This is a genomic window from Ruegeria sp. BB1, from assembly GCF_056539465.1.
Map to the genome: position 1 here is coordinate 108804 of NZ_JBQFVB010000004.1, position 22698 is coordinate 131501.

Annotated in this window: 27 protein-coding genes and 3 tRNA genes; 21 read left to right on the forward strand and 9 right to left on the reverse strand. The window is 57.9% G+C overall.

Going from position 1 to position 22698, the window contains the following annotated elements; genetic code table 11:
- Entirely contained in the window at nt 1–1230 is a 1230-nt protein-coding gene (locus ACR0AL_RS11405; RefSeq protein WP_425081578.1) for a polysaccharide biosynthesis/export family protein, read from the reverse strand.
- Between the two features lie 195 nt (nt 1231–1425).
- Between ACR0AL_RS11405 and ACR0AL_RS11410 the strand changes: the two genes are divergently transcribed.
- Genes ACR0AL_RS11410 through ACR0AL_RS11425 form a run of 4 tightly spaced genes read left to right on the forward strand, consistent with a single transcriptional unit; the run spans nt 1426 to nt 5507 of the window.
- The gene (locus ACR0AL_RS11410; RefSeq protein WP_480663085.1) at nt 1426–2664 is read left to right on the forward strand and encodes an oligosaccharide flippase family protein; all 1239 of its coding nucleotides are present in this window, start codon (nt 1426–1428) and stop codon (nt 2662–2664) included.
- Nucleotides 2661–3575 (forward strand): glycosyltransferase family 2 protein, encoded by a 915-nt coding sequence (locus ACR0AL_RS11415; protein WP_480663087.1) that lies wholly within the window; start codon nt 2661–2663, stop codon nt 3573–3575. Before ACR0AL_RS11410 ends, ACR0AL_RS11415 begins: the two co-directional genes overlap by 4 nt.
- 20 nt (nt 3576–3595) lie before the next feature.
- Nucleotides 3596–4582: a glycosyltransferase family 2 protein gene (locus ACR0AL_RS11420; protein ID WP_480663089.1), complete on the forward strand. Its 987-nt coding sequence runs from the start codon at nt 3596–3598 to the stop codon at nt 4580–4582.
- Nucleotides 4583–4595: 13 nt separating this feature from the next.
- A complete protein-coding gene (locus ACR0AL_RS11425; RefSeq protein WP_480663091.1) occupies nt 4596–5507 on the forward strand; it encodes a glycosyltransferase family 4 protein in 912 nt (303 codons plus the stop codon).
- 541 nt (nt 5508–6048) lie between these two features.
- On the opposite strand, the gene ACR0AL_RS11430 is transcribed toward ACR0AL_RS11425, so the two are convergent.
- Nucleotides 6049–6123, reverse strand: a tRNA-Thr gene (locus tag ACR0AL_RS11430).
- Nucleotides 6124–6206: 83 nt separating this feature from the next.
- On the opposite strand from ACR0AL_RS11430, the gene ACR0AL_RS11435 reads away from it, so the two are divergent.
- The 9 genes from ACR0AL_RS11435 to ACR0AL_RS11475 all read left to right on the forward strand — a co-directional run bounded on the left by ACR0AL_RS11435 (nt 6207) and on the right by ACR0AL_RS11475 (nt 12003).
- Nucleotides 6207–6362, forward strand: a complete 156-nt coding sequence (locus tag ACR0AL_RS11435) for a hypothetical protein (protein WP_170350212.1) — start codon at nt 6207–6209, stop codon at nt 6360–6362.
- A 6-nt stretch (nt 6363–6368) separates the two neighbouring features.
- On the forward strand, nt 6369–7637 hold the full coding sequence (gene murA, locus ACR0AL_RS11440) for a UDP-N-acetylglucosamine 1-carboxyvinyltransferase (RefSeq protein ID WP_170350213.1): 1269 nt from the start codon (nt 6369–6371) through the stop codon (nt 7635–7637).
- Nucleotides 7634–8110, forward strand: a complete 477-nt coding sequence (locus ACR0AL_RS11445; RefSeq protein ID WP_170359514.1) for a DUF2948 family protein — start codon at nt 7634–7636, stop codon at nt 8108–8110. Before murA ends, ACR0AL_RS11445 begins: the two co-directional genes overlap by 4 nt.
- Nucleotides 8111–8629 carry a GNAT family N-acetyltransferase gene (locus ACR0AL_RS11450; protein ID WP_480663093.1) on the forward strand — a complete coding sequence of 173 codons (519 nt, stop codon included), beginning with the start codon at nt 8111–8113 and terminating at the stop codon, nt 8627–8629.
- A 60-nt stretch (nt 8630–8689) separates the two neighbouring features.
- A complete protein-coding gene (gene hisD / locus ACR0AL_RS11455) occupies nt 8690–9988 on the forward strand; it encodes a histidinol dehydrogenase (protein ID WP_480663095.1) in 1299 nt (432 codons plus the stop codon).
- 92 nt (nt 9989–10080) lie between these two features.
- Complete coding sequence (locus tag ACR0AL_RS11460; RefSeq protein WP_480663097.1) at nt 10081–10560, forward strand: UPF0262 family protein; 480 nt, start codon at nt 10081–10083, stop codon at nt 10558–10560.
- Between the two features lie 3 nt (nt 10561–10563).
- Nucleotides 10564–11016 carry an arsenate-mycothiol transferase ArsC gene (locus ACR0AL_RS11465; RefSeq protein WP_170350218.1) on the forward strand — a complete coding sequence of 151 codons (453 nt, stop codon included), beginning with the start codon at nt 10564–10566 and terminating at the stop codon, nt 11014–11016.
- A 2-nt stretch (nt 11017–11018) separates the two neighbouring features.
- Nucleotides 11019–11417, forward strand: a complete 399-nt coding sequence (locus tag ACR0AL_RS11470) for a ketosteroid isomerase-related protein (RefSeq protein ID WP_170377293.1) — start codon at nt 11019–11021, stop codon at nt 11415–11417.
- The gene (locus ACR0AL_RS11475; protein WP_480663099.1) at nt 11410–12003 is read left to right on the forward strand and encodes a GNAT family N-acetyltransferase; all 594 of its coding nucleotides are present in this window, start codon (nt 11410–11412) and stop codon (nt 12001–12003) included. Before ACR0AL_RS11470 ends, ACR0AL_RS11475 begins: the two co-directional genes overlap by 8 nt.
- A 93-nt stretch (nt 12004–12096) precedes the next feature.
- Here the strand turns inward: ACR0AL_RS11475 and ACR0AL_RS11480 are convergent, their stop codons facing one another.
- Nucleotides 12097–12417, reverse strand: a complete 321-nt coding sequence (locus ACR0AL_RS11480; protein ID WP_170350221.1) for a hypothetical protein — start codon at nt 12415–12417, stop codon at nt 12097–12099.
- Between the two features lie 306 nt (nt 12418–12723).
- Here ACR0AL_RS11480 and ACR0AL_RS11485 point away from each other — a divergent pair, with 306 nt between their 5' ends.
- The 8 genes from ACR0AL_RS11485 (at nt 12724) to ACR0AL_RS11520 (ending at nt 17129) form a co-directional block, all read left to right on the forward strand.
- Nucleotides 12724–13599, forward strand: coding sequence for a carbon-nitrogen hydrolase family protein (locus ACR0AL_RS11485; RefSeq protein ID WP_480663101.1), 876 nt, complete (start codon nt 12724–12726; stop codon nt 13597–13599).
- A gap of 91 nt (nt 13600–13690) precedes the next feature.
- Nucleotides 13691–13909 (forward strand): translation initiation factor IF-1, encoded by a 219-nt coding sequence (infA, locus tag ACR0AL_RS11490; RefSeq protein WP_005978431.1) that lies wholly within the window; start codon nt 13691–13693, stop codon nt 13907–13909.
- Nucleotides 13910–13920: 11 nt separating this feature from the next.
- Nucleotides 13921–14499, forward strand: coding sequence for a Maf family protein (locus tag ACR0AL_RS11495; RefSeq protein ID WP_480663103.1), 579 nt, complete (start codon nt 13921–13923; stop codon nt 14497–14499).
- Nucleotides 14496–15518, forward strand: coding sequence for a ribonuclease E/G (locus tag ACR0AL_RS11500; RefSeq protein WP_480663105.1), 1023 nt, complete (start codon nt 14496–14498; stop codon nt 15516–15518). The genes ACR0AL_RS11495 and ACR0AL_RS11500 overlap by 4 nt, the downstream gene beginning before the upstream one ends.
- Nucleotides 15515–15697 carry a DNA gyrase inhibitor YacG gene (locus ACR0AL_RS11505; protein WP_170350225.1) on the forward strand — a complete coding sequence of 61 codons (183 nt, stop codon included), beginning with the start codon at nt 15515–15517 and terminating at the stop codon, nt 15695–15697. The genes ACR0AL_RS11500 and ACR0AL_RS11505 overlap by 4 nt, the downstream gene beginning before the upstream one ends.
- Before the next feature lie 79 nt (nt 15698–15776).
- A tRNA-Phe gene (locus ACR0AL_RS11510) sits at nt 15777–15851 on the forward strand.
- A gap of 280 nt (nt 15852–16131) precedes the next feature.
- A complete protein-coding gene (locus ACR0AL_RS11515; protein ID WP_480663107.1) occupies nt 16132–16800 on the forward strand; it encodes an ATP-binding protein in 669 nt (222 codons plus the stop codon).
- Nucleotides 16801–16808: 8 nt separating this feature from the next.
- Entirely contained in the window at nt 16809–17129 is a 321-nt protein-coding gene (locus ACR0AL_RS11520) for a hypothetical protein (RefSeq protein WP_480647880.1), read from the forward strand.
- Nucleotides 17130–17241: 112 nt separating this feature from the next.
- Here ACR0AL_RS11520 and ACR0AL_RS11525 read toward each other — a convergent pair.
- From ACR0AL_RS11525 to ACR0AL_RS11550, 6 genes are all read right to left on the reverse strand, one after another.
- Nucleotides 17242–17318, reverse strand: a tRNA-Met gene (locus tag ACR0AL_RS11525).
- An 83-nt stretch (nt 17319–17401) separates the two neighbouring features.
- Nucleotides 17402–18376 (reverse strand): alpha/beta fold hydrolase, encoded by a 975-nt coding sequence (locus tag ACR0AL_RS11530; RefSeq protein ID WP_170350226.1) that lies wholly within the window; start codon nt 18374–18376, stop codon nt 17402–17404.
- Between the two features lies 1 nt (nt 18377).
- Complete coding sequence (locus ACR0AL_RS11535; protein WP_480663109.1) at nt 18378–19850, reverse strand: flavin-containing monooxygenase; 1473 nt, start codon at nt 19848–19850, stop codon at nt 18378–18380.
- Nucleotides 19851–19983: 133 nt separating this feature from the next.
- The gene (locus ACR0AL_RS11540) at nt 19984–20223 is read right to left on the reverse strand and encodes a hypothetical protein (RefSeq protein WP_170350228.1); all 240 of its coding nucleotides are present in this window, start codon (nt 20221–20223) and stop codon (nt 19984–19986) included.
- Nucleotides 20224–20256: 33 nt separating this feature from the next.
- Nucleotides 20257–21411 carry an aromatic ring-hydroxylating oxygenase subunit alpha gene (locus tag ACR0AL_RS11545; RefSeq protein WP_170350229.1) on the reverse strand — a complete coding sequence of 385 codons (1155 nt, stop codon included), beginning with the start codon at nt 21409–21411 and terminating at the stop codon, nt 20257–20259.
- Between the two features lie 99 nt (nt 21412–21510).
- Nucleotides 21511–22416, reverse strand: coding sequence for a LysR substrate-binding domain-containing protein (locus ACR0AL_RS11550; protein ID WP_170350230.1), 906 nt, complete (start codon nt 22414–22416; stop codon nt 21511–21513).
- Between the last annotated feature and the right edge of the window lie 282 nt (nt 22417–22698).

A 22698-nucleotide genomic window follows, 5' to 3' on the forward strand; every position in this document is an offset into this window, starting at 1 on the left:
TTAGGGCGCCAGCAGTGCCGCTGCGCCGACGATGCCAACCGCGCGGGCGACCTCGGTCAGGCCGGTCACCTTACTGTCGTAGCATGCAATCGCATCTCCTGGCAGAACATAGGGGTCATAGTCATCGCGATCCCCACGTCGCAGCAGCTTTTCGATATTGCGTTCAATGACGATCGAGTTCCCGGTCATCGGGTTGCGGGTGAACAGGACCGCGCTGCGATTGGCATTGGTGGTTTTGGCCCCACCGACGCAATTGGTATCGACTACGGCCTGCAGGTAGCGCGTCCCATAGGGTACCTCACGCACGTCTCGTCCAATGGCCGACTCTGCGTTGCCGGTGGCAGGTTGCGTGAGGTTGGACATATAAAGCGTTACGCCGGGCGGGCTGATCGGGCTGGGACGCATCAAATCATCCTGGAAACACCCTCGGCTGTTGACCACGATCTGATCCCCGGTCAGCAGCATGATGTCGGTCGGATCCGAGCCTTCGAACACCCCGCGCAGGTCCATCCGGTAGATCGTGCCCTGCCGGTGCAGCTCAACCGCTGACAGATCCGCATCCGGGCGCACACCTCCGGAGGCGCGAATGGCGACCGAGAGGTTGCGCGCCTCGGTCGAGGCACCCAGTACGCCCTGACGCCCTCGATCCAGCGCGTCGCCGGGGATGCCTCCGATCTCGACCGAATGGGGTTCAAACACCGCGCCTTTCACGCCAACAGTGACCGAGGCGAAATCGCTGATGCGCGCCGTGACGCGCGGGGTACTGTCGTAGAACTGTGCGGCTACCAGAACTCGGGCCACGTCTCGCTCGACCTGCTCGGTCGTTCTGCCCTGCGCGCGCACCGGCGGCAGGTACGGCAGCTTCAGGTCGCCATCGCGGGACACAACATAGGTGTCGCTGAGAAGCTCATCCCCGTCGATGGTGATCTGCACCATATCATTGCGCGAAAGTTTCTCGCCCAGCAGAGGGCTAAGCGCGGGTTTAGACCATTTGGCAAAGGCGTTTGTGCCCTGATCCCCGGTCGGAGGCATACAGGCGCGCCCGTTCAAATGTTCCGCTTGCAGCAAGGGCGCATTTGCCCGGCGCCGTGATGGGGCACGGTACTGCGCCTGATAGCTTTCGCCTTTTGCAACGGGTTCGATGTTGCGCGGGGTCTTCATGCTGCTGCAACCCGACAGAGCAATCGCGCTGACGGCCCCTAAAACCAAAACTTTGAAATGTCGTTTCATTTTGAACTCTCCTGAACTGCATCCACAGCTACAGCAGTGTCTTGATGTGCGTCAGACCGGCATCGGGATTGCCGTTTATCCCAATCGGATAGGTCGCTCGCCCGATGGTTCGTCTGGCTGTCCGCCCGCGTCTGGGACAGGGATGTCGCGGCCAATTAGAACTGATCCCAATACAGTTTTTGGACACTTGGCGACATGACTCAGCGATTGGCACATTCCAGTTTCCTGCGGCACCTGCTAGCCTATGCGGCGTCCGAAGTGGCGGCAAAAGCCTCACGTCTTGCGGTGGTCGTGGTTGTGGCCCGCACCCTCAGCCCCGAGGCAATAGGGCTGGCTGCCGCTGCCCTCGCGGCAGGGGATATCCTAAAGGCGCTAACCGAGAACGGCGTGGGGCAGAGGATCATCCAAGCCCCGCAGTCCGAGCTGGAACAGCGCTGCAACACCGCGCATCGTATCTTCTGGGTCTGGTGCGGGGCGCTGTTTTTGCTGCAGGTGACTATCGCCATTGCCCTCTATGCGATAGGGCACCAGACCCTGGCGCTGCTGCTCGCTATTCTGGCCGGAGAGTACCTGTTCATGCCCGCCGGCCTGGTGCAGGCCGCGCTTGCGATGCGTGAGGGCAAGCTACAAAAGACAGCCGCTGTTGCCGGAGGGCAGGTGGTTGGCGCAAATGTTATGGCCGCGCTACTGGCGCTGCTCTGGGCCTCGCCGCTGGCTTTGGTTCTGCCCCGATTGCTGGCCGCCCCGATTTGGCTGGTTCTGATGCGCCGTCTACGTCCCTGGGCATCAAACCCGAAGCGTGGGTTTGCCGCCCTTCGCCCGTTTGTTGGCTTCGGCTGGGCCGTTTTGGGGGTTGAGGTTGTCAAAGTTCTGCGTTTGCAGGCCGACAAGCTTGTCGTCGGCGCGATGCTGGGGGCCGAGAGCCTTGGCATCTACTTCATGGCCTTCAACGCTGGGCTCGGCTTGGCGACATCGTTCACGCAGGCCTTTTCAGTCGTTCTTTTCCCACATCTTTGCGCAGCCCCGGACAAGACCAAGGCGTTGCGTCATGGGCTCGGTACGTCCCTCCTGGTACTGTCCCCGCTGGTTTTGCTGCAAGCCGCCCTTGCGCCGGTCTACGTGCCGCTGCTGCTGGGTGCTGAGTGGCAGCAGATTTCACCGGTGGTCTCGGTCTTGTGCCTTGCCGCATTGCCCAGCGTCATCTGGTCCGCCGTGGCCGGCTGGCTGCGGTCCGAGAACCGCGCGATCACCGAGCTACGAGTCAGCACGGCCCTTGCATTCGCATTGATCCTCAACACCGCGATCATGGCCCCGTTCGGGCTGATGCCGGTGGCGATGGGATACCTGATGACCAGTGCTGCCCTCATGTTGATCGCCTCTTGGGTGCTGCTGCCTCGGGATCAAAAGACAACAGAGAGGTTCGGCTTCCAATGACCCGCTTTACCATCATCGTGCCGTTTCACACCGATGCGGACACAATTGCTGAAACGCTGACCAGCATTCGCGCGCAAAGCTTCACGGAATGGGAGGCGATCTGCGTCGGCGACCGTCCCTCGAAGGCGTGCCTGTCCATCGTGCTAGATCACATCGCCCAAGACCCCCGTATCCGGGTCGCAAGCAGCCCCTTCGATGGCCCAAGTGCCGCCCGCAACTATGGGGCCGAACTGGCCAAGGGAGACATGCTGGCGTTCTGTGATGCAGACGATCTGTGGCACAAGGACAAGCTGGCGCAGCTTAACGAAGCCTTTCAATCCTCTTCGACGGATGCTGTTTTTGGGCAGATCGGGTTCTTCGCCGATCAGCTCGGAGATTCTCAGACATGCTCGACCGTTCCTAGCGCACCACTGAACATTCAGGACCTGTTGGCTGAGAATCCCGTCTGCACCATGTCGAATCTTTCGATCCGTCGCGAGGTCTTCAACGCCATTGGCGGGTTGGACACGAGAACGGTGCATAACGAAGATTTGGAGCTGTTAATCCGCCTCGTAGGCAAGGGGTTTACCGTCAATGGGGTCAATCAGTTCCAGGTCTGGTATCGCACCAGAGCCGGGAGCTTGTCCTCGGACCTGAACGCAATGCGCGCTGGGCGGGCTTATGCGGTGAAAACGGCTGCGTCTTTTGGCGTGTTCCCGTTGCGGTCGTCCGAGGCCGTCTATTTGCGCTATCTTGCCCGCCGGGCGCTGCGGTTGGGGCATCAGGGTCAGGCCCTGTCTTACACACGCAAAGGCTTGAGCCTGCATGCGCGCAGTTTCCTGCTGCCCCTGCGCCGAGGACTGCCTACCGCCGCAGGGGCCGCGCTGGCCCCGATCCTCCCGCAAGCGATCAAACGCGCGTTGTTTTCTTAAGAGTTCTGAAGGAGATCACCATGCCCACAGCATCCATCGTCGTACCCGCCTACAATGCCGAAGCAACCTTGGTCGAAACGCTCGCCTCACTGCAGGCGCAAACCTATGACGATTTCGAAATCATCATCGTCGACGATGGATCGCAGGACGCGACCTCTGAGATTGCCCGCGCGCACCAAGGCGACCCGCGCGTACGACTTGTCGGGCAGGCCAATCGTGGGCTGGCGGGGGCCAGAAATACTGGCATCGCTGCCGCGCGGGGTACGTTCATCGGCTTTTGCGACGCCGACGATCTGTGGATGCCCGAGAAGCTGGCGGCTCATATTCACCATCTCAAGGCCGAACCGGATGTGGGAGTTAGTTTCTCCGGCAGTGCCTTGATCGACGAGGCGGGGTTCATGATGGGGATCAAACAAGCACCCCGCCTGAAGGATGTGACCTCAGCCCATGTTCTGAACCGCAATCCAATCGGCAATGGATCGGCGGCCGTTGTTCGAAAGTCGGTACTGGAGGCTCTGGCCTACCGCCCGAGTTTTGAGATCGAGCGGGATTGGGTCTTCGATGAGACGTTCAGGCAGTCCGAAGATATAGAATGCTGGATGCGGCTGATGTTGACGACCGATTGGCAGATCGAAGGCGTTCCGGGGCTATTAACCTATTACCGGATCAATGCAGGCGGGCTGTCAGCGGCTTTGGACCGGCAGTTGGAGGCGTGGGAGCGGTTGGTCGCGAAGTTGCGCCCGATTAACCCTGAGTTCTTTGCCCAGCACGAACACTCAGCGCGGGCCTATCAGCTACGCTATCTGGCACGGCGGGCCATCACCAACCTCGAACGGGACACAGCTTGGGAGTTGTTTGCGCGAAGCGTCCAGGAAAGCCTCCGCCCGGTGCTTGAGGAACCTGTGAAGTCGTTCAGCACCTTCGCCGCGGCACTTGTGTTGAAAACGTTTGGACCCGGCCCGATCACCCGGCTGAGGCAAATGAAATCCAAACTGCAATCGATTTGAGAGAGGCATCATCATGGAACAGAAAAAGGTCCTCCACCTGGTAGACGACACGACAGCGGGCGGCGTGATGCGAATGCTCGACCATCTTTTGGCGCAGTCAGATCTTTCCGGCGCGATCGAGCAAAAGGTGTTGAAGGTCAAAAGGACCGCGTTTTCTTGGGGCAAACTGGATGCGGATGTCATCGTGTCCCACGTCGTACCAAGTTGGAGAAGCCTGCCCGCGTTCTCGGCCCTTCGCGCAATGCATGTTAATACTCGACTTGTCCATGTCGAACACAGTTACACCCGGGCATTCACCACCCTGAATGTCCCTCACAAACGTCGGTTTTTTGCGATGCTACGGGTGATCTATTCCTTCTTCGATCAGTTGGTGGCGGTCAGCCATGCGCAGGCGGACTGGATGCAAGAACGACGCCTAGCTGCTTCAGAAAAACTGGCCGTCATTCCTCCGGCCGTTGATCTTGAGCAGTTGTCACGAAAGACGATGCCTCCCAAGTCAAAGACCACAATTGGCGCCATCGGGCGGCTCGAGCAGCAGAAAGGCTTCGACATCCTGATCCAAGGCTTTCGGTCAACCCGAACGCCAGGCGCGCGCTTGTTGATCTTTGGCGAAGGCAGTCAAAGGTCATACCTTGAGGCGTTGGCTGAGGGTGACCCGCGCATCGAATTTCGGGGTCACGCCAAAGATCCGGCAGAAGCTTATCAAGCCGTCGATATCATTGCGATTCCCTCGCGTTGGGAGGCTTATGGACTTGTGCTGGACGAAGCGCTTGCCGCGAAGCGCAATGTGATCGCCAGTAAAGTTGATGGGTTACGTGACCGTGAAGGAGATACAAGAGTTTCATTCTGCAACCTTGACCCTAATGATTGGCGACTTGCGATCAATAATTTTCTGCTTTCCGACACTATTGAGAAAAGCAGCTGAATCAAAATCTGACACTAGATCTTTGCCTTTTTGCTGAGTCATTCGCAGCAAAATCAATTGTGATTTCAAAGAAATTGCCTAAGGTCAGCTTTGCGTTTTGTACGCGCTTACTTAGCGCAATACATCTTGGTGTCCGCTTTGGACTAAGAGCGGTCATTGCCTTGTGCTAAGTGGATGGCGGCTCGGTCCGCACCTCGGACGTAGCTCCGCCTTGTGTGAACGTCCCCTGTCGGGCTGAAGCGGGCATTCGTCCCGAACCCCCAATTCGACAGCCTTCAAAGAACACCTAGAGCTTTACTTAAGAGAGGATGGTCCTTTGAAAATCATGCCCGCAAAGTCGGCGAGCCTCAATAGCACACGCAGGGCTGACTGAGGGGGTAGGCCGGGGGGTGGGTTCGTCAGTTAGGTGCAGCCTATCATCGAATGCTCAAGCCAATCGGCGCAACGTAGCCATCGGATGAGGAATCCCGTGCGATGGCCCCCATGTGGTCGCCTATCCCCTGTGGGGGCACGCCGACAATTCTATAAGCCTTTGATTTTATGGTGCTGCTGGAGAGAATTGAACTCTCGACCTCTCCCTTACCAAGGGAGTGCTCTACCTCTGAGCTACAGCAGCGCTGTGGGCGGGTGATTAGACGCAAACGAAACAGGGCGCAAGGGTCTCTGGACGGTTTTTTTCACCTCCTGTAGAGAAAGATTATGGCAGATAGAAATACACCCAAAAAACATGGCAAATCCGCGGACGCTCGGGAAGAGCGGCTGAAGGCGGCGCTGAAGGCGAATATGGCGCGGCGCAAGGCGCAGGCCAAGGCGCGCGCAAGCTCGGATAACGATGCCGAAAAGGACGAGGGATAAGAGCAGATGGATTCGATTCTGGTGACGGGCAATGGGCCGCTGAACGGTCAGATACCGATTGCGGGGGCCAAGAACGCGTGTTTGACGCTGATGCCCGCAACCTTGCTGAGCGAAGAACCGCTGACGCTGACCAATGCGCCGCGGCTGAGCGACATCAAGACCATGACACAATTGCTGCAGTCTTTGGGGGCTGAGGTGTCGTCGCTGCAGGACGGGCAGGTGATCGCGATGTCGAGTCATGATCTGACCAGCCACACTGCGGATTATGAAATCGTGCGCAAGATGCGTGCGTCCAATTTGGTGTTGGGTCCGATGCTGGCGCGGTTGGGGCAGGCGGTGGTTTCGCTGCCTGGCGGTTGTGCGATTGGCGCGCGACCCATGGACCTGCACGTTGAGGGGCTTGAGGCGCTGGGCGCTGAGATCGAGCTGAAGGACGGCTATCTGCACGCCAAAGCATCCGGCGGGTTGAAAGGCGCAGTCCACGAGATGCGTTTTGCATCCGTGGGCGCGACCGAAAACATCGTCATGGCGGCCACCTTGGCCAAGGGCACCACGGTTCTGAAGAATGCCGCGCGCGAGCCTGAGATCGTCGACCTGGTTGAATGCCTGCGCAAGATGGGCGCACAAATCTCGGGCGAGGGGACCTCGACCATCGAGATTCAGGGCGTTGATCGCTTGCACGGTGCAACCCACCAGGTTGTGACCGATCGGATTGAGCTGGGCACCTATATGCTGGCCCCGGCCATTTGCGGTGGTGAAGTAGAGTTGCTGGGCGGTCGCATGTCGCTGGTTAACTCCTTTGCTGCCAAGCTTGACGCGGCGGGTGTCAGCGTCACGCAAACCGAAAAGGGTCTGAAAGTGGCGCGCAAGAACGGGCGCGTGACCTCGGTGGATGTGGTGACCGAGCCTTTTCCGGGGTTTCCGACTGACCTGCAGGCGCAGATGATGGCGTTGATGTGTACGGCCGAAGGCACCGCGGTATTGGAAGAACGCATCTTCGAGAATCGCTTTATGCACGCCCCTGAACTAGTGCGTATGGGCGCGAATATCGAAGTGCATGGCGGCACGGCCACTGTTACAGGTGTGGATCAGCTGAAAGGTGCGCCGGTGATGGCAACGGATCTGCGGGCCTCAGTCTCGTTGATTCTGGCGGGTCTGGCAGCTGAGGGCGAAACTACGGTCAGCCGGGTCTATCATCTGGACCGCGGATATGAGCATGTGGTGCGCAAGCTGGAAGGCGTGGGTGCAAAAATAGAACGGATCAAGGGCCAATGACAGACGCAAGTTTCCACGACGGGCGCGAGGCCCCTCTGAATCTGGGTGCCGAGGATGCAGAGGATCTGCAGGTGATCTCGACCCTGGCGCAGGATGCGGTATTTCCTGTAACCGAGATAACATGGCAGCCCTCGCAGCGCCGGTTCGGCCTGCTGCTGAACCGTTTTCGGTGGGAAGATAAGGATGCCGCGACACGCCGTGATCGTCCGTTTGAGCGGGTTCAGGCGGTTCTGGTGTTCGATTCGGTGCTGTCGGTGGCCAGTCAGGGCATCGACCGCAGCGACAAGGACATGGTGATGTCCCTGCTGTCGATTGATTTTGAGGCAGGCGAGGACGGGGCGGGTCAGGTTTTGCTGACGCTGGCAGGGGATGGCGCCATCCGGCTGAAGGTCGAAGCACTGGACGCCACGCTCAAGGATGTGACGCGGCCGTACAAGGCCCCTTCGGGTCAGGCGCCGCATCACCCCGAATAAATGCAGAACAAGCGCGGCATTTCACAGGCATTCTCGCAGATTCCAGCTGGAGTATCCCTGCGCCGCGCAACCGTTTTTGATGTGTTCGATCTGAGTCGGGTGTTGATCCGATCGATCACCCAGCTTTGTGTCGCGGATCATCGGGGCGACCCACAGGCCATCGCGCATTGGACCGCAAACAAGGACCCTGCATCCATCCGGGGTTGGATCGTGGCGGGTGCGCACATATGGCTGGCCGAACATGCAGGGCAGGTTGCCGCCGTGGGCGGTTTGCGCGACGACGAAATCACGCTGCTGTACATTGACCCGGATCACACTGGTCATGGCATCGGGACCGTCCTGCTGCACCGGCTTGAGAAAGACCTGATTGCCTCAGGTCAATTCGATGCCAGACTAGAGGCGACAAAAACCGCGCAGGACTTTTACCGGCGGCACGGCTGGCAGGCCACCGGGCAATGTGGCGCGCGTGGCGACGTGTCCTGTTTCGCGATGCGCAAATCGCTGCACTCAAAGGACTAAGGGTTGAGGCCAACTCATCCCGGCGATATGTCCCCATCAAACGCCCCGGAGTGCCTGATCATGCCCGTTTTCCTTGATACCACGTCGTCCGAGTTCGAATCCGCCTTTCAAGCGCTGTTGTCGGCCAAGCGCGAGGACAGCCCGGACGTAGACGCCACCGTAGCGCAAATCATCGATGATGTGCGCAGCCGGGGCGACGCGGCTGTGATAGAGTTGACCGCCAAGTTCGATCGGCTTGACCTGACGCCCGTTACTTTGACCTTTTCCGCAGAAGAAATCGACACTGCGGTTGCGCAGGTTTCGGATACGGACCGCGCTGCGCTGGAACTGGCCGCCGAGCGCATCCGCGCCTATCACGAAAAACAGATGCCTGAGGATCATCAATGGACCGACGAAGCCGGGGCGACACTGGGTTGGCGCTGGTCGGCGGTGTCGGCAGCCGGGCTTTATGTGCCGGGCGGGTTGGCCTCGTACCCCTCGTCAGTTCTGATGAATGCAATTCCGGCCAAGGTGGCGGGGGTTCAGCGGTTGGCTATTACGGTGCCAACGCCAGACGGGCAGGTGAATCCACTGGTCCTGTTGGCCGCGCGGCTTTCCGGAGTCGACGAAATCTATCGCATCGGTGGCGCGCAGGCGATTGCAGCGCTGGCCTATGGCACCACATCCATCGCGCCAGTGGACAAGATCACTGGCCCGGGCAATGCCTTTGTCGCGGCGGCCAAGCGCCGAGTGTTCGGCAAGGTCGGGATCGACATGATTGCCGGTCCATCTGAAATCCTCGTGATCGCGGACAAGGACAATGACCCCGATTGGATCGCGTTGGATCTGCTCAGCCAGGCCGAACATGACGAAAGCGCCCAGTCGATCCTGATCACCGATGATGCCGCCTTTGGGCAGGCAGTGGCGCAAGCGGTTGAGAAGCGACTTGAAACCTTGCAACGCCGCGTCATCGCAGGGGCCAGCTGGCGCGACTTTGGGGCAATAATCACCGTGCGCGATTTGGATGAGGCCGCCGCCCTGTCCAATCGCATTGCGCCCGAGCATCTGGAGCTGTGCGTCGCTGATCCGGTCGGGCTGAGTGAAAAAACCATCCATGCGGGTGCGATTTTCCTGGGCCAGTACACGCCCGAGGCCATCGGTGATTATGTTGGTGGCCCAAATCACGTGCTGCCCACCGCGCGTTCGGCCAGGTTCTCATCCGGTCTCAGCGTGATGGATTTTCTAAAACGTACCACGCTCAGCCAGATGACGCCCGACGCGCTGCGCGCCATTGGCCCTGCGGCGGAACAACTGGCGCAATCCGAAAGCCTTGAGGCGCACGGTCTGTCGGTGACCGCCCGCCTCAATGGGCTGAATTGACGCAAAGACCTATGGCACATGGCGTTTCTGTGCGTTGCTCAATGAAAACCATTGCTATAGGTCTGTGCTGAACTGAACGGACCACACGCGACATGACCCGCATTTCACATATCGAACTGGATGATCGAAACCTGCCGCCGCCGACCCCCGAGATTGAGCAAGAGCGCAAGGTCGCCATCTATGATCTGCTGGAAGACAACAGTTTTACCCTTCCTCAACGGGATGGGCGCACGGTGCCGGACGGGCCGTATCACGTGCAACTGTCGATCCGTGAAAAACGTCTGGTCTTTGACATCGCCACCGAGGCCGAGGAAAAAGCCGCCGAGTTCCACCTTTCGCTTGGCCCGTTCAAGCAGGTGGTCAAAGACTATTTTCAGATCTGCGAAAGCTATTTCAATGCGGTCAAGAACCTGCCACCCAGCCAGATCGAAACCATCGATATGGCCCGGCGCGGAATTCACAACGAAGGCAGCCGCGTGTTGCAGGAGCGGCTGGAAGGAAAGGCGGATATTGACACAGACACCGCCCGCCGTCTGTTCACGCTGATTTGCGTGTTGCATTTTGGGGGCTGACGCGTGAAGCCTTTGCCGCAGTCGGTCCTATTTTGTTGCGACCACAACTCGGTCCGGTCTCCGATGGCCGAAGGTATCATGAAGAAATTCTATGGTACCGGCACCTATGTACAGTCTGCTGGCGTCCATAACGACCTTGAGATTGACGGGTTTTGCATTTCCGTTTGTCACGAGATCGGCGTCGAGCTGTCCCGGCATCGCTCGCGGTCCTTTGATGAGATGCAGGAATGGGGCGACGATCTTAGTTCCTTCGACCTGGTCGTGGCTCTGTCGCCCGCCAGTCAGCGTCAGGCGCTGGAATTGACACGGGTTTTTCATCTGGATGTCGATTATTGGCCAATAATGGACCCTACTGGACTGGGCGAGAATCGCGAACAAAAGCTACATCACTACCGACAGACCCGCGATCAGATCATCAAGCATCTGAAAGACCGCTGGGGCGAACCTACGGAGTGACCATGAACCAGACCGTCCAAACCTATTTCGATGCCTTCAACGCCGGCGATGTAGAGGGCATGTTGGCCTGCCTGTCCGAGGATGTAGCCCATCACGTGAACGAAGGTCAAATTCGTGTCGGGAAAGAGAAATTCACGGCCTTTTGCGATCACATGAACCGCTGCTATCGCGAGAACCTGACTGATATCGTTGTTTTCGAGGCCAAGGGCGGCACACGTGCAGCGGCCGAATTCATCGTGAACGGCACCTATCTGGAAACTGACGAGGGCCTGCCCGAGGCCCACGGTCAGACCTACCGCCTGCCAGCGGGGTCGTTCTTTGACCTTCGGGATGGCAAGATCACCCGCGTCACCACCTTCTACAATCTTGCAGACTGGACCAAGCAGGTGTCCGGTGGCTGAGGTCACCGCCGTCCGCCCCCTGATCGGAGCGGCGCTAGAGGCCGCTCTGGACGATGTGGCGCGCTTGCGGATCGAAGTGTTTCGGGCGTGGCCCTACCTTTATGATGGCGATCTGACATATGAGCGGAAATATCTGCAATCCTATCGTGACAGCGACAAAGCAATTGTCGTCGGCGCCTTTGACAGCGATCGCCTGATTGGCGCGTCAACTGGGGCACCGCTGACTGACCACGCCGACGATTTTGCGGCGGCGTTTGAGGGCACCGGGCTGGATCTGTCGCAGATCTTCTACTGCGCGGAATCCGTTTTGTTGTCCGATTATCGAGGTCAGGGCGTTGGCCATAAGTTTTTCGATCTGCGTGAGGAGCATGCCCGAGCACTAGGTTTCAGCAAATGCGCCTTTTGCGGCGTACAGCGCCCGGCGGATCACCCGATGCGGCCCGAAAACTACCGGCCGCTGGACGCCTTCTGGCGGGCGCGGGGATATGAGCCGCTGCCCGGAGCAATCGCGCAGTTTTCGTGGAAGGATATTGGCGAAGAGAGCGAGACGCTGAAGCCGCTGCAGTTCTGGATACGGGATATCTAACAGATGGCACTGACCCGTTAGCATGTAGTAATCCCGCAAATTGGCCGGCCTTTCCGATCTTCAGGGGAAACTGATGGTCGCCAGAACGAAGTGCTATGCCTTCTTTTCCCACCCTCGCTTTACGCCAGCCAAAATTGCTGGTCCTGCTTCTGCAGTTGGCACAATTTCCATGATGTCATTGTGGAAAAGCGGCCAGAATTGCGCACAGATCCCGATTACTTCGGCTTTGGAGTCCGCCTCAAGGAGAACATAGCCCTCAGTATTGCTTATCCAACCTGTGAATTTGACTGGGCCTTCCCCTTCCACAAGTTCGCTGGCATCGCCGACCATATCGGTCCACGCAGCGATCTCCCCCTCGCGGTCCTTTGGCCATGCCGCCGCCGAGCAAGTGAAGTGATTAATGTAATGAGGCATGTCAATTTCTCCCGTTATGAAAAACCCTAAACATCAGTTGAGTGTTACACAGTCTAAGACCGCCAGATTACGCGCCGATGAGGTGCTTTACAATTTTGCCGACAGCGTCCGATTTGACAGCTTGGTAACGTTGCCGAAATTGGTTAATGCAAATCTGGACAGTAATGCAGGTTTATTGGGTCGTCCAAACCAACTCTGTACTGGGTAATTTGCGGGCTGGCGTGCTTACTTTTGGTTCAATTGAGCTGTACAGGCTATCCATTTGCAATCTACTGTCGCGTGACCAAAAGATTTGGGTTTCAAAAAATGAAAGTCGCAACCGCTGCCTACAACCTCGATTGGCTCGACAGTTGGGCGCAGTATGAGGACAAGCTAGGCCGCTGGGTCTCAGACGCCGCCGGACAGGGGGCTGAGTTGCTGGTCTTTCCTGAATACGGTGCGATGGAGTTGTCGACATTGGATGGGGTCGACGTCGCGGGCGATCTCGAGCGTTCGATCCGGGCAGTGTCTGATCGGATGGAGGCGGCGCGGGCCCTGCATCAGCGTCTTGCGCAGGAATACAAGACCTACATTCTGGGCGCGTCGGCCCCGATTGTGGATGGGCCGGGCCGACCGGTAAACCGTGCAGCACTGTATGCGCCCGATGGTGGGCAGGATCATCAAGACAAACAGATCATGACCCGCTTTGAGCGCGAAGACTGGGATATCGCGCCGGGCGGACCGCTGAAACTATTCGATACCGCGTTGGGCAAGATCGGCGTGTTGATCTGCTATGACAGCGAATTTCCCCTGTTGGGCCGAGCGCTGAGCGAGGCCGATCTGATCCTGGTCCCCTCATGTACCGAGGCTTTGGCAGGCTATTGGCGGGTTCGGATCGGCGCGATGTCACGGGCGCTGGAAAATCAATGCGTTACGGTGATGGCGTCTCTGGTCGGGGACAATGACTGGTCCGAGGCGGTGGACAAGAATACCGGCACCGGCGGCATTTTCGGCCCACCCGACAAGGGGTTTCCTGCGACTGGTGTGTTGGCCGAAGGCGCTTTGAACCAGCCGGGATGGACCTATGCGGATATCGACCTTTCAGCAATTGCCGAAGTTCGCACCGATGGGCATGTTCTGAACCGCACTCATTGGGAGGAGCAGTCGCCGCGAGTCGATTCCGTCACATTATCGCGCCTTTAGGTGATTCTGGCCTTGAAATAAGCCCAAAATGGGCTCATTTAAGCGCACATCCCCGTAGATTCTGCGGGTGCAACGTAATGATGGAGACAACATGGCCAAGGAAGATACGCTCGAATTTCCCGGTGTCGTGAAGGAACTCCTGCCTAATGCGACGTTTCGGGTCGAGCTGGAAAACGGCCATGAGATCATCGCACATACGGCAGGCAAGATGCGCAAGAACCGCATCCGTGTTCTGGCCGGCGACAAGGTTCAGGTCGAGATGACCCCCTATGATCTGACCAAGGGTCGGATCAACTACCGCTTCAAGTAACGCCTGCCGCAATGGCGTTTATCTTAGGATCGGGCAGCCCACGGCGGCTGGACCTGCTGGCCCAGCTTGGCGTGCAGCCCGATGCAATTCGCGCCCCCGACATTGACGAAGCGCCTTTGAAAGGCGAATTGCCAGTGCCTTACTGTAATCGTATTACACGGGCAAAAGTACAGGCTATTCAGGCGGATAGCGATGATGTCACCCTGTGTGCGGATACGACCGTCGCGCTTGGCCGTCGCATTCTGGGCAAGCCCGAAGATGCGGGGCAGGCTGCCGAATTCCTACATGCGCTGTCCGGTCGGCGGCATCGCGTGATCACTTCGGTCGCTGTGCGGCGTGGGGATCGCGTGTTGCAACGTGATGTGGTCTCGCAGGTCAAGGTCAAGCGCCTGTCGGACGTTGAGATTAATGCCTATCTGGCAACCGGAGACTGGCAGGGCAAAGCAGGTGCTTACGCCATTCAAGGTCCGGCCGGGGCGTTCATTCCCTGGATTTCAGGTTCGTTCACCGGCATCGTAGGGCTACCCCTGTCTGAAACTGCCGCCCTTTTGCAGGGTATCGGCTATCCCTTGTATCGTGAGGTGTCATGAAGGGCCGAACCATCGTTCTGGATCATATCGACAACCGCGAAGCTGCCGCCTTAATGGTGGATGGCAAGCTGGATGATTTCCTGATCGCAGGGGATGCCCCCGCACCGGGCACGATCTATCGCGCCCGTGCCGACCGCCCCGTCAAAGGGCAGGGTGGCATGTTCCTGACAACTCCCGACGGTCCGGCCTTCTTGCGGCAGGTGAAAGGGCTGGCGCCGGGCGCCCTGATGCTGGTGCAGATCACTGGCTATGCGGAGCCGGGCAAGGCACTGCCGGTTACAGATCGCATCCTGTTCAAAAGCCGCTATGCGATTGTCACACCCGAAGCGCCGGGTCTGAATATTTCACGCTCAATCCGCGACGAGGACGAACGCGACCGTCTGCTAGAGATTGCGCATGACTGCATGGACGGCAGCACTTACGGCCTGATTTTGCGCTCTTGCTGTTTGGGCGAAGATGCGGGCGAGATCGCCGAGGACATCAACGCCATGTTGGCCCATGCCGATCAGGTTTTGAATGATCCGGGAACCGAACCCGAGCTGTTGTTGGAGGGCGATGGCCCTCACGTTCTGGCCTGGCGCGACTGGACTGACCCGGCCGAAGTGGTGACGCAGGACGGAAGCTTTGAAACACAGGGCGTGTTGGATGCGTTGGATGACGTGCGCGGTATTTCCGAACCGCTTCCAGGCGGAGGGTACTTGTATATTCAGCCTACACGCGCGCTGGTTGCGGTGGATGTGAATACAGGATCCGACACCTCTATGGCTGCCGGAACCAAGGCGAACTTCGCCTGCGCCAAGGTGTTGGCGCGTGCGTTGCGCGTGCGGGGTCTGGGCGGGCAAATCACCTTGGACCTTGCCCCAATGCCGAAGAAGGACCGGCGCGGTTTTGAATCAACCCTACGCGCCGCGTTCAAGGCAGATGGAATTGAAACCACCCTGGCGGGTTGGACACCATTGGGCCATTACGAACTGCAACGCAAACGCGGCCGTATTCCACTGACGGAGGTGTTGAAATGAGTTGCCCGATCTGTGGTGAAGACACGGTAACCAAGTTCCGCCCCTTCTGTTCAAAACGCTGTGCCGACCTCGATCTGGCCAAGTGGTTGAACGGCTCATATGCGGTTCCGTCGCAGCGGGAAGAGGACTTGGACACGGATGGATCCGAAGGTCAAACCGAGCAATCGCGTCCACACTGAAAAAATCTGAAAAAGCCTCTGGACACTGCCTGTGGCAAGTCATAGAAGGCCTCCACCCAACGATGAACATCGTTCCCGTGCCCGGGTAGCTCAGGGGTAGAGCAGTGGATTGAAAATCCTCGTGTCGGTGGTTCGATTCCGCCCCCGGGCACCATTAAATCAATAAAAATTAATGACTTAAATAGAATCGATGGACGTAAGATGACGTAAAGTTCGATTCCACTCAGTAGAATCGAACCATCATCCTCTCCGTATGGATTCCAAGCCTGAACAGCTTAAGGCCGTTAGTGCTAGGCTTGGTTCTCGATTTTGGTTTTTTTGCGCTACGCATTCCTGTTTTGGCACATGTCGCTACAATCTATGGCTGTGCTTGTATTGAAGATTGAATGCTAAGATGGTTTGCTCAAAAGAGTTTTTTAGGAGTGATTTGAGAAGTGGCTGGCGTATCGCGGAAAGAGTTTTTTGAGAGAATTGACGGAACTCCTCAAAAACGCATGTTTCTCTCAATAATGGCAGACTACGACCTGCCGACGGCAATCTGTGAATTGGTCGACAACGCGATTGACCATTGGATCGCAACAGAAAAACCCGACGGCACTAAAATTTGGCTGTTCCTGGACACAGAGCGCCAACTCATCACGGTACGCGACAACGCGGGCGGCGTTCCTGTTGATCAGATGAGGTTATTGATCGCGCCGGGAGCCACCCGATTATTCGATACAGGAAACTTGATTGGTAACTTCGGAGTAGGAGGAAAAAGAGCCAGCGTGGCATTGGGGGAGCAGGTCACAATCACTTCTCGTTTCAAGAAGCAGGATAGTTACCAGCTAGAAATTACGAAGGACTGGTTAGCAGACGAGGACTGGAGAATCGACGTAAGTCGCGTTCCCAACATTGATCCCAACACAACAAACGTCAGTATTTCCGAAGTTCGCCAGGGCTTTTCTCAACAAGATTTGGATGAACTATACAAGCATCTAGAGGCGACGTACGCTAGTTTCATAAAGGAGGGTTGCCAGATTTTCTTGAACGGCACCCCGGTGGGAGCAACGACTTTCGACACATGGGCCTATCCGCCGGGTCACCCCCCTACACCCCGTTGATTGGCGACTTGAAAGCCGAAGGCGAGGAGTTCGAGTGCGCCGTCTATCTGGACCGGTTGGATACGGTGAAATACTGGATTCGGAATATCGAGAACAAGAAAACCTCTTTCTGGCTCCAGCTACCACACGGAAAGTTCTATCCGGATTTTGTAGCGATGCTCGACGATGGGCGAATCTTGGTTGTCGAATACAAGGGCGCGCATCTTTTCGACTCGGAAGAAGCCAAGCGCCAGATTGGCGACGCATGGGCTGACGCCAGCGGTGGCCAATGCTTGTTCTGCATGCTGACTGACCGAGGATTCGATCTTATAGACAGGACAATCAGTTAGGTCCGCGTTAGAATCCCTTCCGCCGGGTTGCTGTCCCATTGCAGTCCCGGTGGATAACCTGCAGGGAGGACTTTGGCCACAGGACGTAATGTCTTTATCTTCAAGGGGATTTTGGTAGCGGAGGAGGGACTTGAACCCCCGACACGCGGATTATGATTCCGCTGCTCTAACCAACTGAGCTACTCCGCCATGAGTGAGTGGCGATTTAAGCGAGGGGCTGTGGCGGGTCAAGAGGGAAAACACGGTCAAAGCCGGATTCTTTTCTACGCCGTTCAAACCGTCTCGGGCGCCGCCTTGGTTTCGAAATACTTGGTTTCTGCGATCTGGCGGATGAATGCGGCGCATGTGTCCGGTGCCGTGATCAGGATCATATGACCTGCCCCGTCGATCCACTCGTTTGACAGGCCGAACTGGATCATTGGATCGCCGTGCGCGTGGGCTGCAAGTATAGCGTCCTGTGTGCCGTATAGAATGCCGCCGGGTACGGCTAACTCCTCATAGCGGGCGACCTGCGCCGCCATGCTGTCATCAATCCCCACGACGTCCTGCGATCCGGTGATGAAGGCCGACGGGCGCAGTCCAAGCGCACCGCCAGCACGATCCAGAAAGTCCGCAGGCGCAGGGTCGGGGGCGAAAACGACGTCCAGAGTGTGTGGTGCAGTTTTGGCGGCCACGGGTACAGCGATTGTGTTGCCGATCAGGCTGCGTAGCCATTCCGTGCGGATTTCCAGTGGTTTGAAAACCTGGGGTGTCGACGGCAAAACTTGCGTCAGAGGGGCCAGCAGAGCCAGGGCCTTGATCTTTTCTGGGCGGTCCAGCGCCATGGCCAACGACACCGCACCGCCCAAGGAATGGCCCACAAGGACAGCGTCGGTGACGTCCTTGCTGTCCAGAAACTCTTGTATCATGCGCGCCTGCTCGGGCAGACGGCCCAGATCGGCACTGTCGCGGGTCGAATAGCCACAGCCGGGCCGGTCCACTGCGATGACGTGATAGTCATCGGCCAGCATGTCGACCAAGGCATAGGTGAAATGCTGCAACTGCCCAGCCAGCCCGTGGATCATGACAAGGGTCTGCTTCGACGGATCGCCCTTTTCCACATAATGGATGCTGCCGCCGTTCACGGGCGCGATGACCCCAAGCTGCGGAACTCGGATTTGGCCTTGGCGAGTCAGTTTGCGGGTCCACAGTTTCATGCCGACAAAAAATGCGACGATCAGCAGGGCGATGGTTAGAAGAGTGGTCATGTCAACGATCTCCGGCTGGGGGAGGGGCAGGGTGATATTGTTCCAGCCCGGATCGGGCCATGCGCTTTTCATACTCGGATACAGTGCCGGGCCAAAGCGTCGTGTTGCGGCCTTGGGCATCCTGATACCACGAGGTGCAGCCGCCCGCTTGCCAGACGCTGTCTGAGTGGCGGTCCTGCATTTCCTGCGTAAAGGCTTCTTGTTTCGCGGCGTCAGGTGTGATGGCCTGTAAGCCGTTGCGTTGCATCTGATCCAGCACCCGGCCTATATGGCGGACCTGTGCTTCGATCATCAGCACGACCGAGTTATGGCCCAATCCGGTATGTGGCCCCAACAGAATAAAGAAGTTCGGAAAACCTGCGATGGCAGTGCCCAGATTGGCCTGCATCCCATCGGTCCACGCTTGGCGCAGGGTCAGGCCATCGGTTCCGGTGATGTCCAGACGCTCGACCACGTCCGTCACATGAAAGCCTGTGCCCCAGATCAATACATCGACCTGGGTCCGGCAGCCATCCGCGGCGATGATCTGATCTCCCTCGATTGTCGCCACCCCGTGCGGGATTACTGTCACGTTGTCCCGCGCAAGGGCCGTGTACCAGTCATTCGAACTGAGGATACGTTTGCATCCAATCCTGTAGCCAGGGGTCAGGCGTTCGCGTTGTTCGGGGTCAGTTATCGCTTTCTCCAGCCCGTTTCGCCACATCTTCATGGCAAAGTTGACCATCCGCTCTTCACCCCGAAACACAAGGTGGCGATACTCAAAAATCCAGTAGATCAGTTTGCGGCGTATCCGGGGCAGGATGGGGATGCGCCTATAGAGTCGGCGAACCCACGGTGCAATTGGCCCGTCGGGGCGGGGCAGGACGTAGGGCGCGGTCCGTTGGAAGATGGTGATTTGGGCTGCCGTTTTCGCAATTTCAGGCACAAACTGAACGGCTGAGGCACCGGTGCCGACCACAGCGATGCGTTTACCCACAAGTTCAACGTCGTGATCCCATTCGGCAGAATGGAACTTGGGGCCGGGAAAGCCGTCGGCACCGGGTATGTCGGGCACATCCGGTAGATGCAGTGCCCCAATGGCCGAGACTAAAAAGCGCGCCGTCCAGTGCTGCCCGCCCTCGGTTTCCACCTGCCATTGGTCGCCGTCCCAGTGCGCGGATTTCAGTTGCTGGTGGAAATGGCACAGGTCGTAAAGGCCCTCATCCCGGCAGATCTTTTGCAGATACGCCTGAATCTCGGCCCCACCGGCATAGGCGCGGCTCCAGTCCGGGTTCAGGTGCGTGGCCATCGAATACAGATGCGAGGGAATATCGCATGCCACGCCGGGATAGGTGTTTTCGCGCCATGTACCGCCGATATCGCCCGCTTTTTCAAGGATGGCGATATCGCTGTTTCCACGTTTGCGTGCCTCGATTGCCATGGTCAGCCCCGAGAACCCGGCACCAATGATCAGCATTTCCGCGCTGTGCGCCATGCACCTGCCCCTCCCAAAGCAACCGTGACGGTTTCATTTGACTATAGGGGACCTAAGACGTCTGAACAGCTTCCCGTGGGGTCACATAGAGTTTGGATAGCCTGGCGCGATTCGCCCTGACGTGACACCAATCTTAAAATTCGAGACGATGTGCCCGACCATGCGCGACAAGGCGTGCATTAAGTGTCTCGGCCTCGGGCGCACCGGATTCTAGCGCGAAGACAAAGGCGTGGGTTAGGTAAAAACAAGCGGCATCAATGTCCTGTGCCGCCTCGCGCTCATCCGCAGCCATTGTGTAATAGTGGGTCAGGGCAGCATGATCGTTCTGCTCATGGGCCTTTAACAGCAGGCGATCCAATTCGTCTTTTTCCATTGGACCTCCTGCCAAAAGGGGCCGGCCGAGAGGTTATTCCGCCCGTCCGTTTTCGATCTGCGTTGCGACCCAGTGATGGAAGTTATGGGTCGGCCCGTCCATTGCGGGTGAAAACCGTCCGCCATCGAACAGCACCCCGTGGCGACCCTTTTGCATACCTTCGACAACAAAGACATCTTCTTCGAAAATGGCCCGCCACTGTTGTGCGTTTGTGGTGCGAAGCCCGTCCAGATGCGGCGTGTCCTCAACGCTTTTGGCATAGTACAGCCGGATATGTTCGACGGTGTTTTCGTGGTCGACCGGCTCAAGCAAGATTGCAAAGGCATGGTCGCGCTGCACCCCCAACAGGACGTTCGGGTATAAGGCTACGTATTCCGCGCCTTCATCCCACTTGTCACTAAGGTCTTCAAAATCGGGAAAGGTGGTGCCGTCCTGATCCTTTAGCTGCCGGTAGACCAGCGTGCCCTGACCGGAGTAATGCCCGCGGACTTCGATGTTATAGTGATCTTCCAACCGGGAATAGCTGTTCAGGCCGGGATGCACCCAAGGCAGGTGATAGCTTTCGCAATAGTTCTCGACCGCCAGTTTCCAATTGGTTTTGACCTCCAGCTTGAACGAGGCCATCTCGCCGCCGTCATGCAGGGGTTGTTCGAATTCCTTCCACCGATCCAGCAGGGCACCATGGGCATCCTGAAACTCGGGTGCGTTGCCGTCTACGTTCACAAAGATCACATCGCGCCAGACATACGACCGGACACGCACCAGCCCTAGATCCTTGTGATCGACGTTTTCGTGCTTGTTCTGACCGGGGCCGCCCACATGCGGGGTAGCGCGCAGCTCACCTTTCAGGCTGTAGCACCAGCTGTGATAGGGGCAGCGGATCGCGCCTTCGATCTTGCGGGGCGTATCCACAAGGATCATGCCGCGGTGGCGGCAGGTGTTCTGGAAAACCCCGATCTCTCCGTCGCGATCACGGACGATCAGTAGTGGCATACCCAGAAAGTCGACGGGTTTTGCATCGCCTACCTCGGGGACATCCAGACCAAACCCGATCCCGGACCAATTGGCAAAGAGGACCGAACGCTTTTCTTCGGCAAAAACAACCGGGTCGATATAGTGTTCATTCGGCAGGCCATTTGCGATAGTCACATCGTTCAGAACGGATGACAGCGCGCTGTGCTTGTTCATCGGGCTCTCCTGTGGGTTGCTAGATGCGTTCTTTTCCGTATTGGCGGATGGTGTGACCCTTTCTCAATATCAGAAAACCTCACCACTGGGTGATCTGATCTAAACTGAACCGTCCTGAACCTCTTGAATGATCCATGATTTTAAGGCGCGGGCGCTGTCCGAGAGGTCTTCGTCCGGGCGGCCAACAATGTAGAATTGGTTGGGCGCAGTCAGATAGTGCGGGCCAATGGCGACCAGCTTTCCCGATTGCAGCATCGGCTGGATCAGCCGTTGCCAACCCAGCGTCAGCCCAGCCCCCTTGCGCGCCAGTTGCAGGGCAACCGAATAGCTGTTCACCCTGGAGTCAATCTGGATCGTGCCCACATATCCCAGTTGTTTGAACCATTCCGGCCAGGTGGTCCAAGTGCGGTCTTCCGAGGCCATGTGGATCAAGCGTTCGGCTGCCAGCGCGTCGAGGTCAGCACCAGCCAATCGGTCCGCGACCTCGGGGCTGGCGACGGGGATCAGGTGATCGCGGAACAGGGGGGTATGCGTCAAGTTCGGGTCGGGGTCGCGCCCGTAGCGAATAAAGAAGTCCACATCCGGTCGGTCCCGAAAAGGGCGATCCTGCGACAGCTGGTCCACGTTGACGTCCGGCATTTCGCGCCAAAATCGGATCACGGCGGGTGACAACCACAACGCCGCCACTGCCGTGGTCGATCCGACCGTGACTTTGCCGCCAGATTTGCGGTCACGGATCGTTGCCAGAACTTTCGAGATACGCCCGAATGACGACGACAGCGCCTCGTAAAGCGCGTTGCCGTCTTCGGTCAGATCGACGCCGCGATGCTTGCGCTGGAACAGCGTGGTTTCCAGATCGCCCTCCAACGCTTTGATCTGGTGGCTGACCGCGCCCGGCGTGACCGACAGTTCCTCGGCTGCATTCTTAAAGCTCAGATGCCGCGCGGCGGCCTCGAAGGCGGACAAGGTGGTCAGGGGCGGTAGGTTATAGTGGCGTCTGGACATAACGATTTGGGAAGTATTGCCTGATTTCAGATGAGCTCTCTTCATCCGAGTATTGGGCTTTTTATCGATGAAGGCCAGAACCACGTGCGTAGCAGTATTGTGTGCCGGTCAATTTGCTGGATAGGCGCGGTGAAATGTGGCCGTAAGCGGCGGGGGGAGCTGCTCTGCCCATAGGCGAGTCCGGTTGGTCAGGCGCTCACCCCCTGGTCCCGCTCGTACCCCCTCGTTAAATTCAAACTCGTAAACTGATCAGCAGGATTAGGTATTCATAGATGCGGAAAT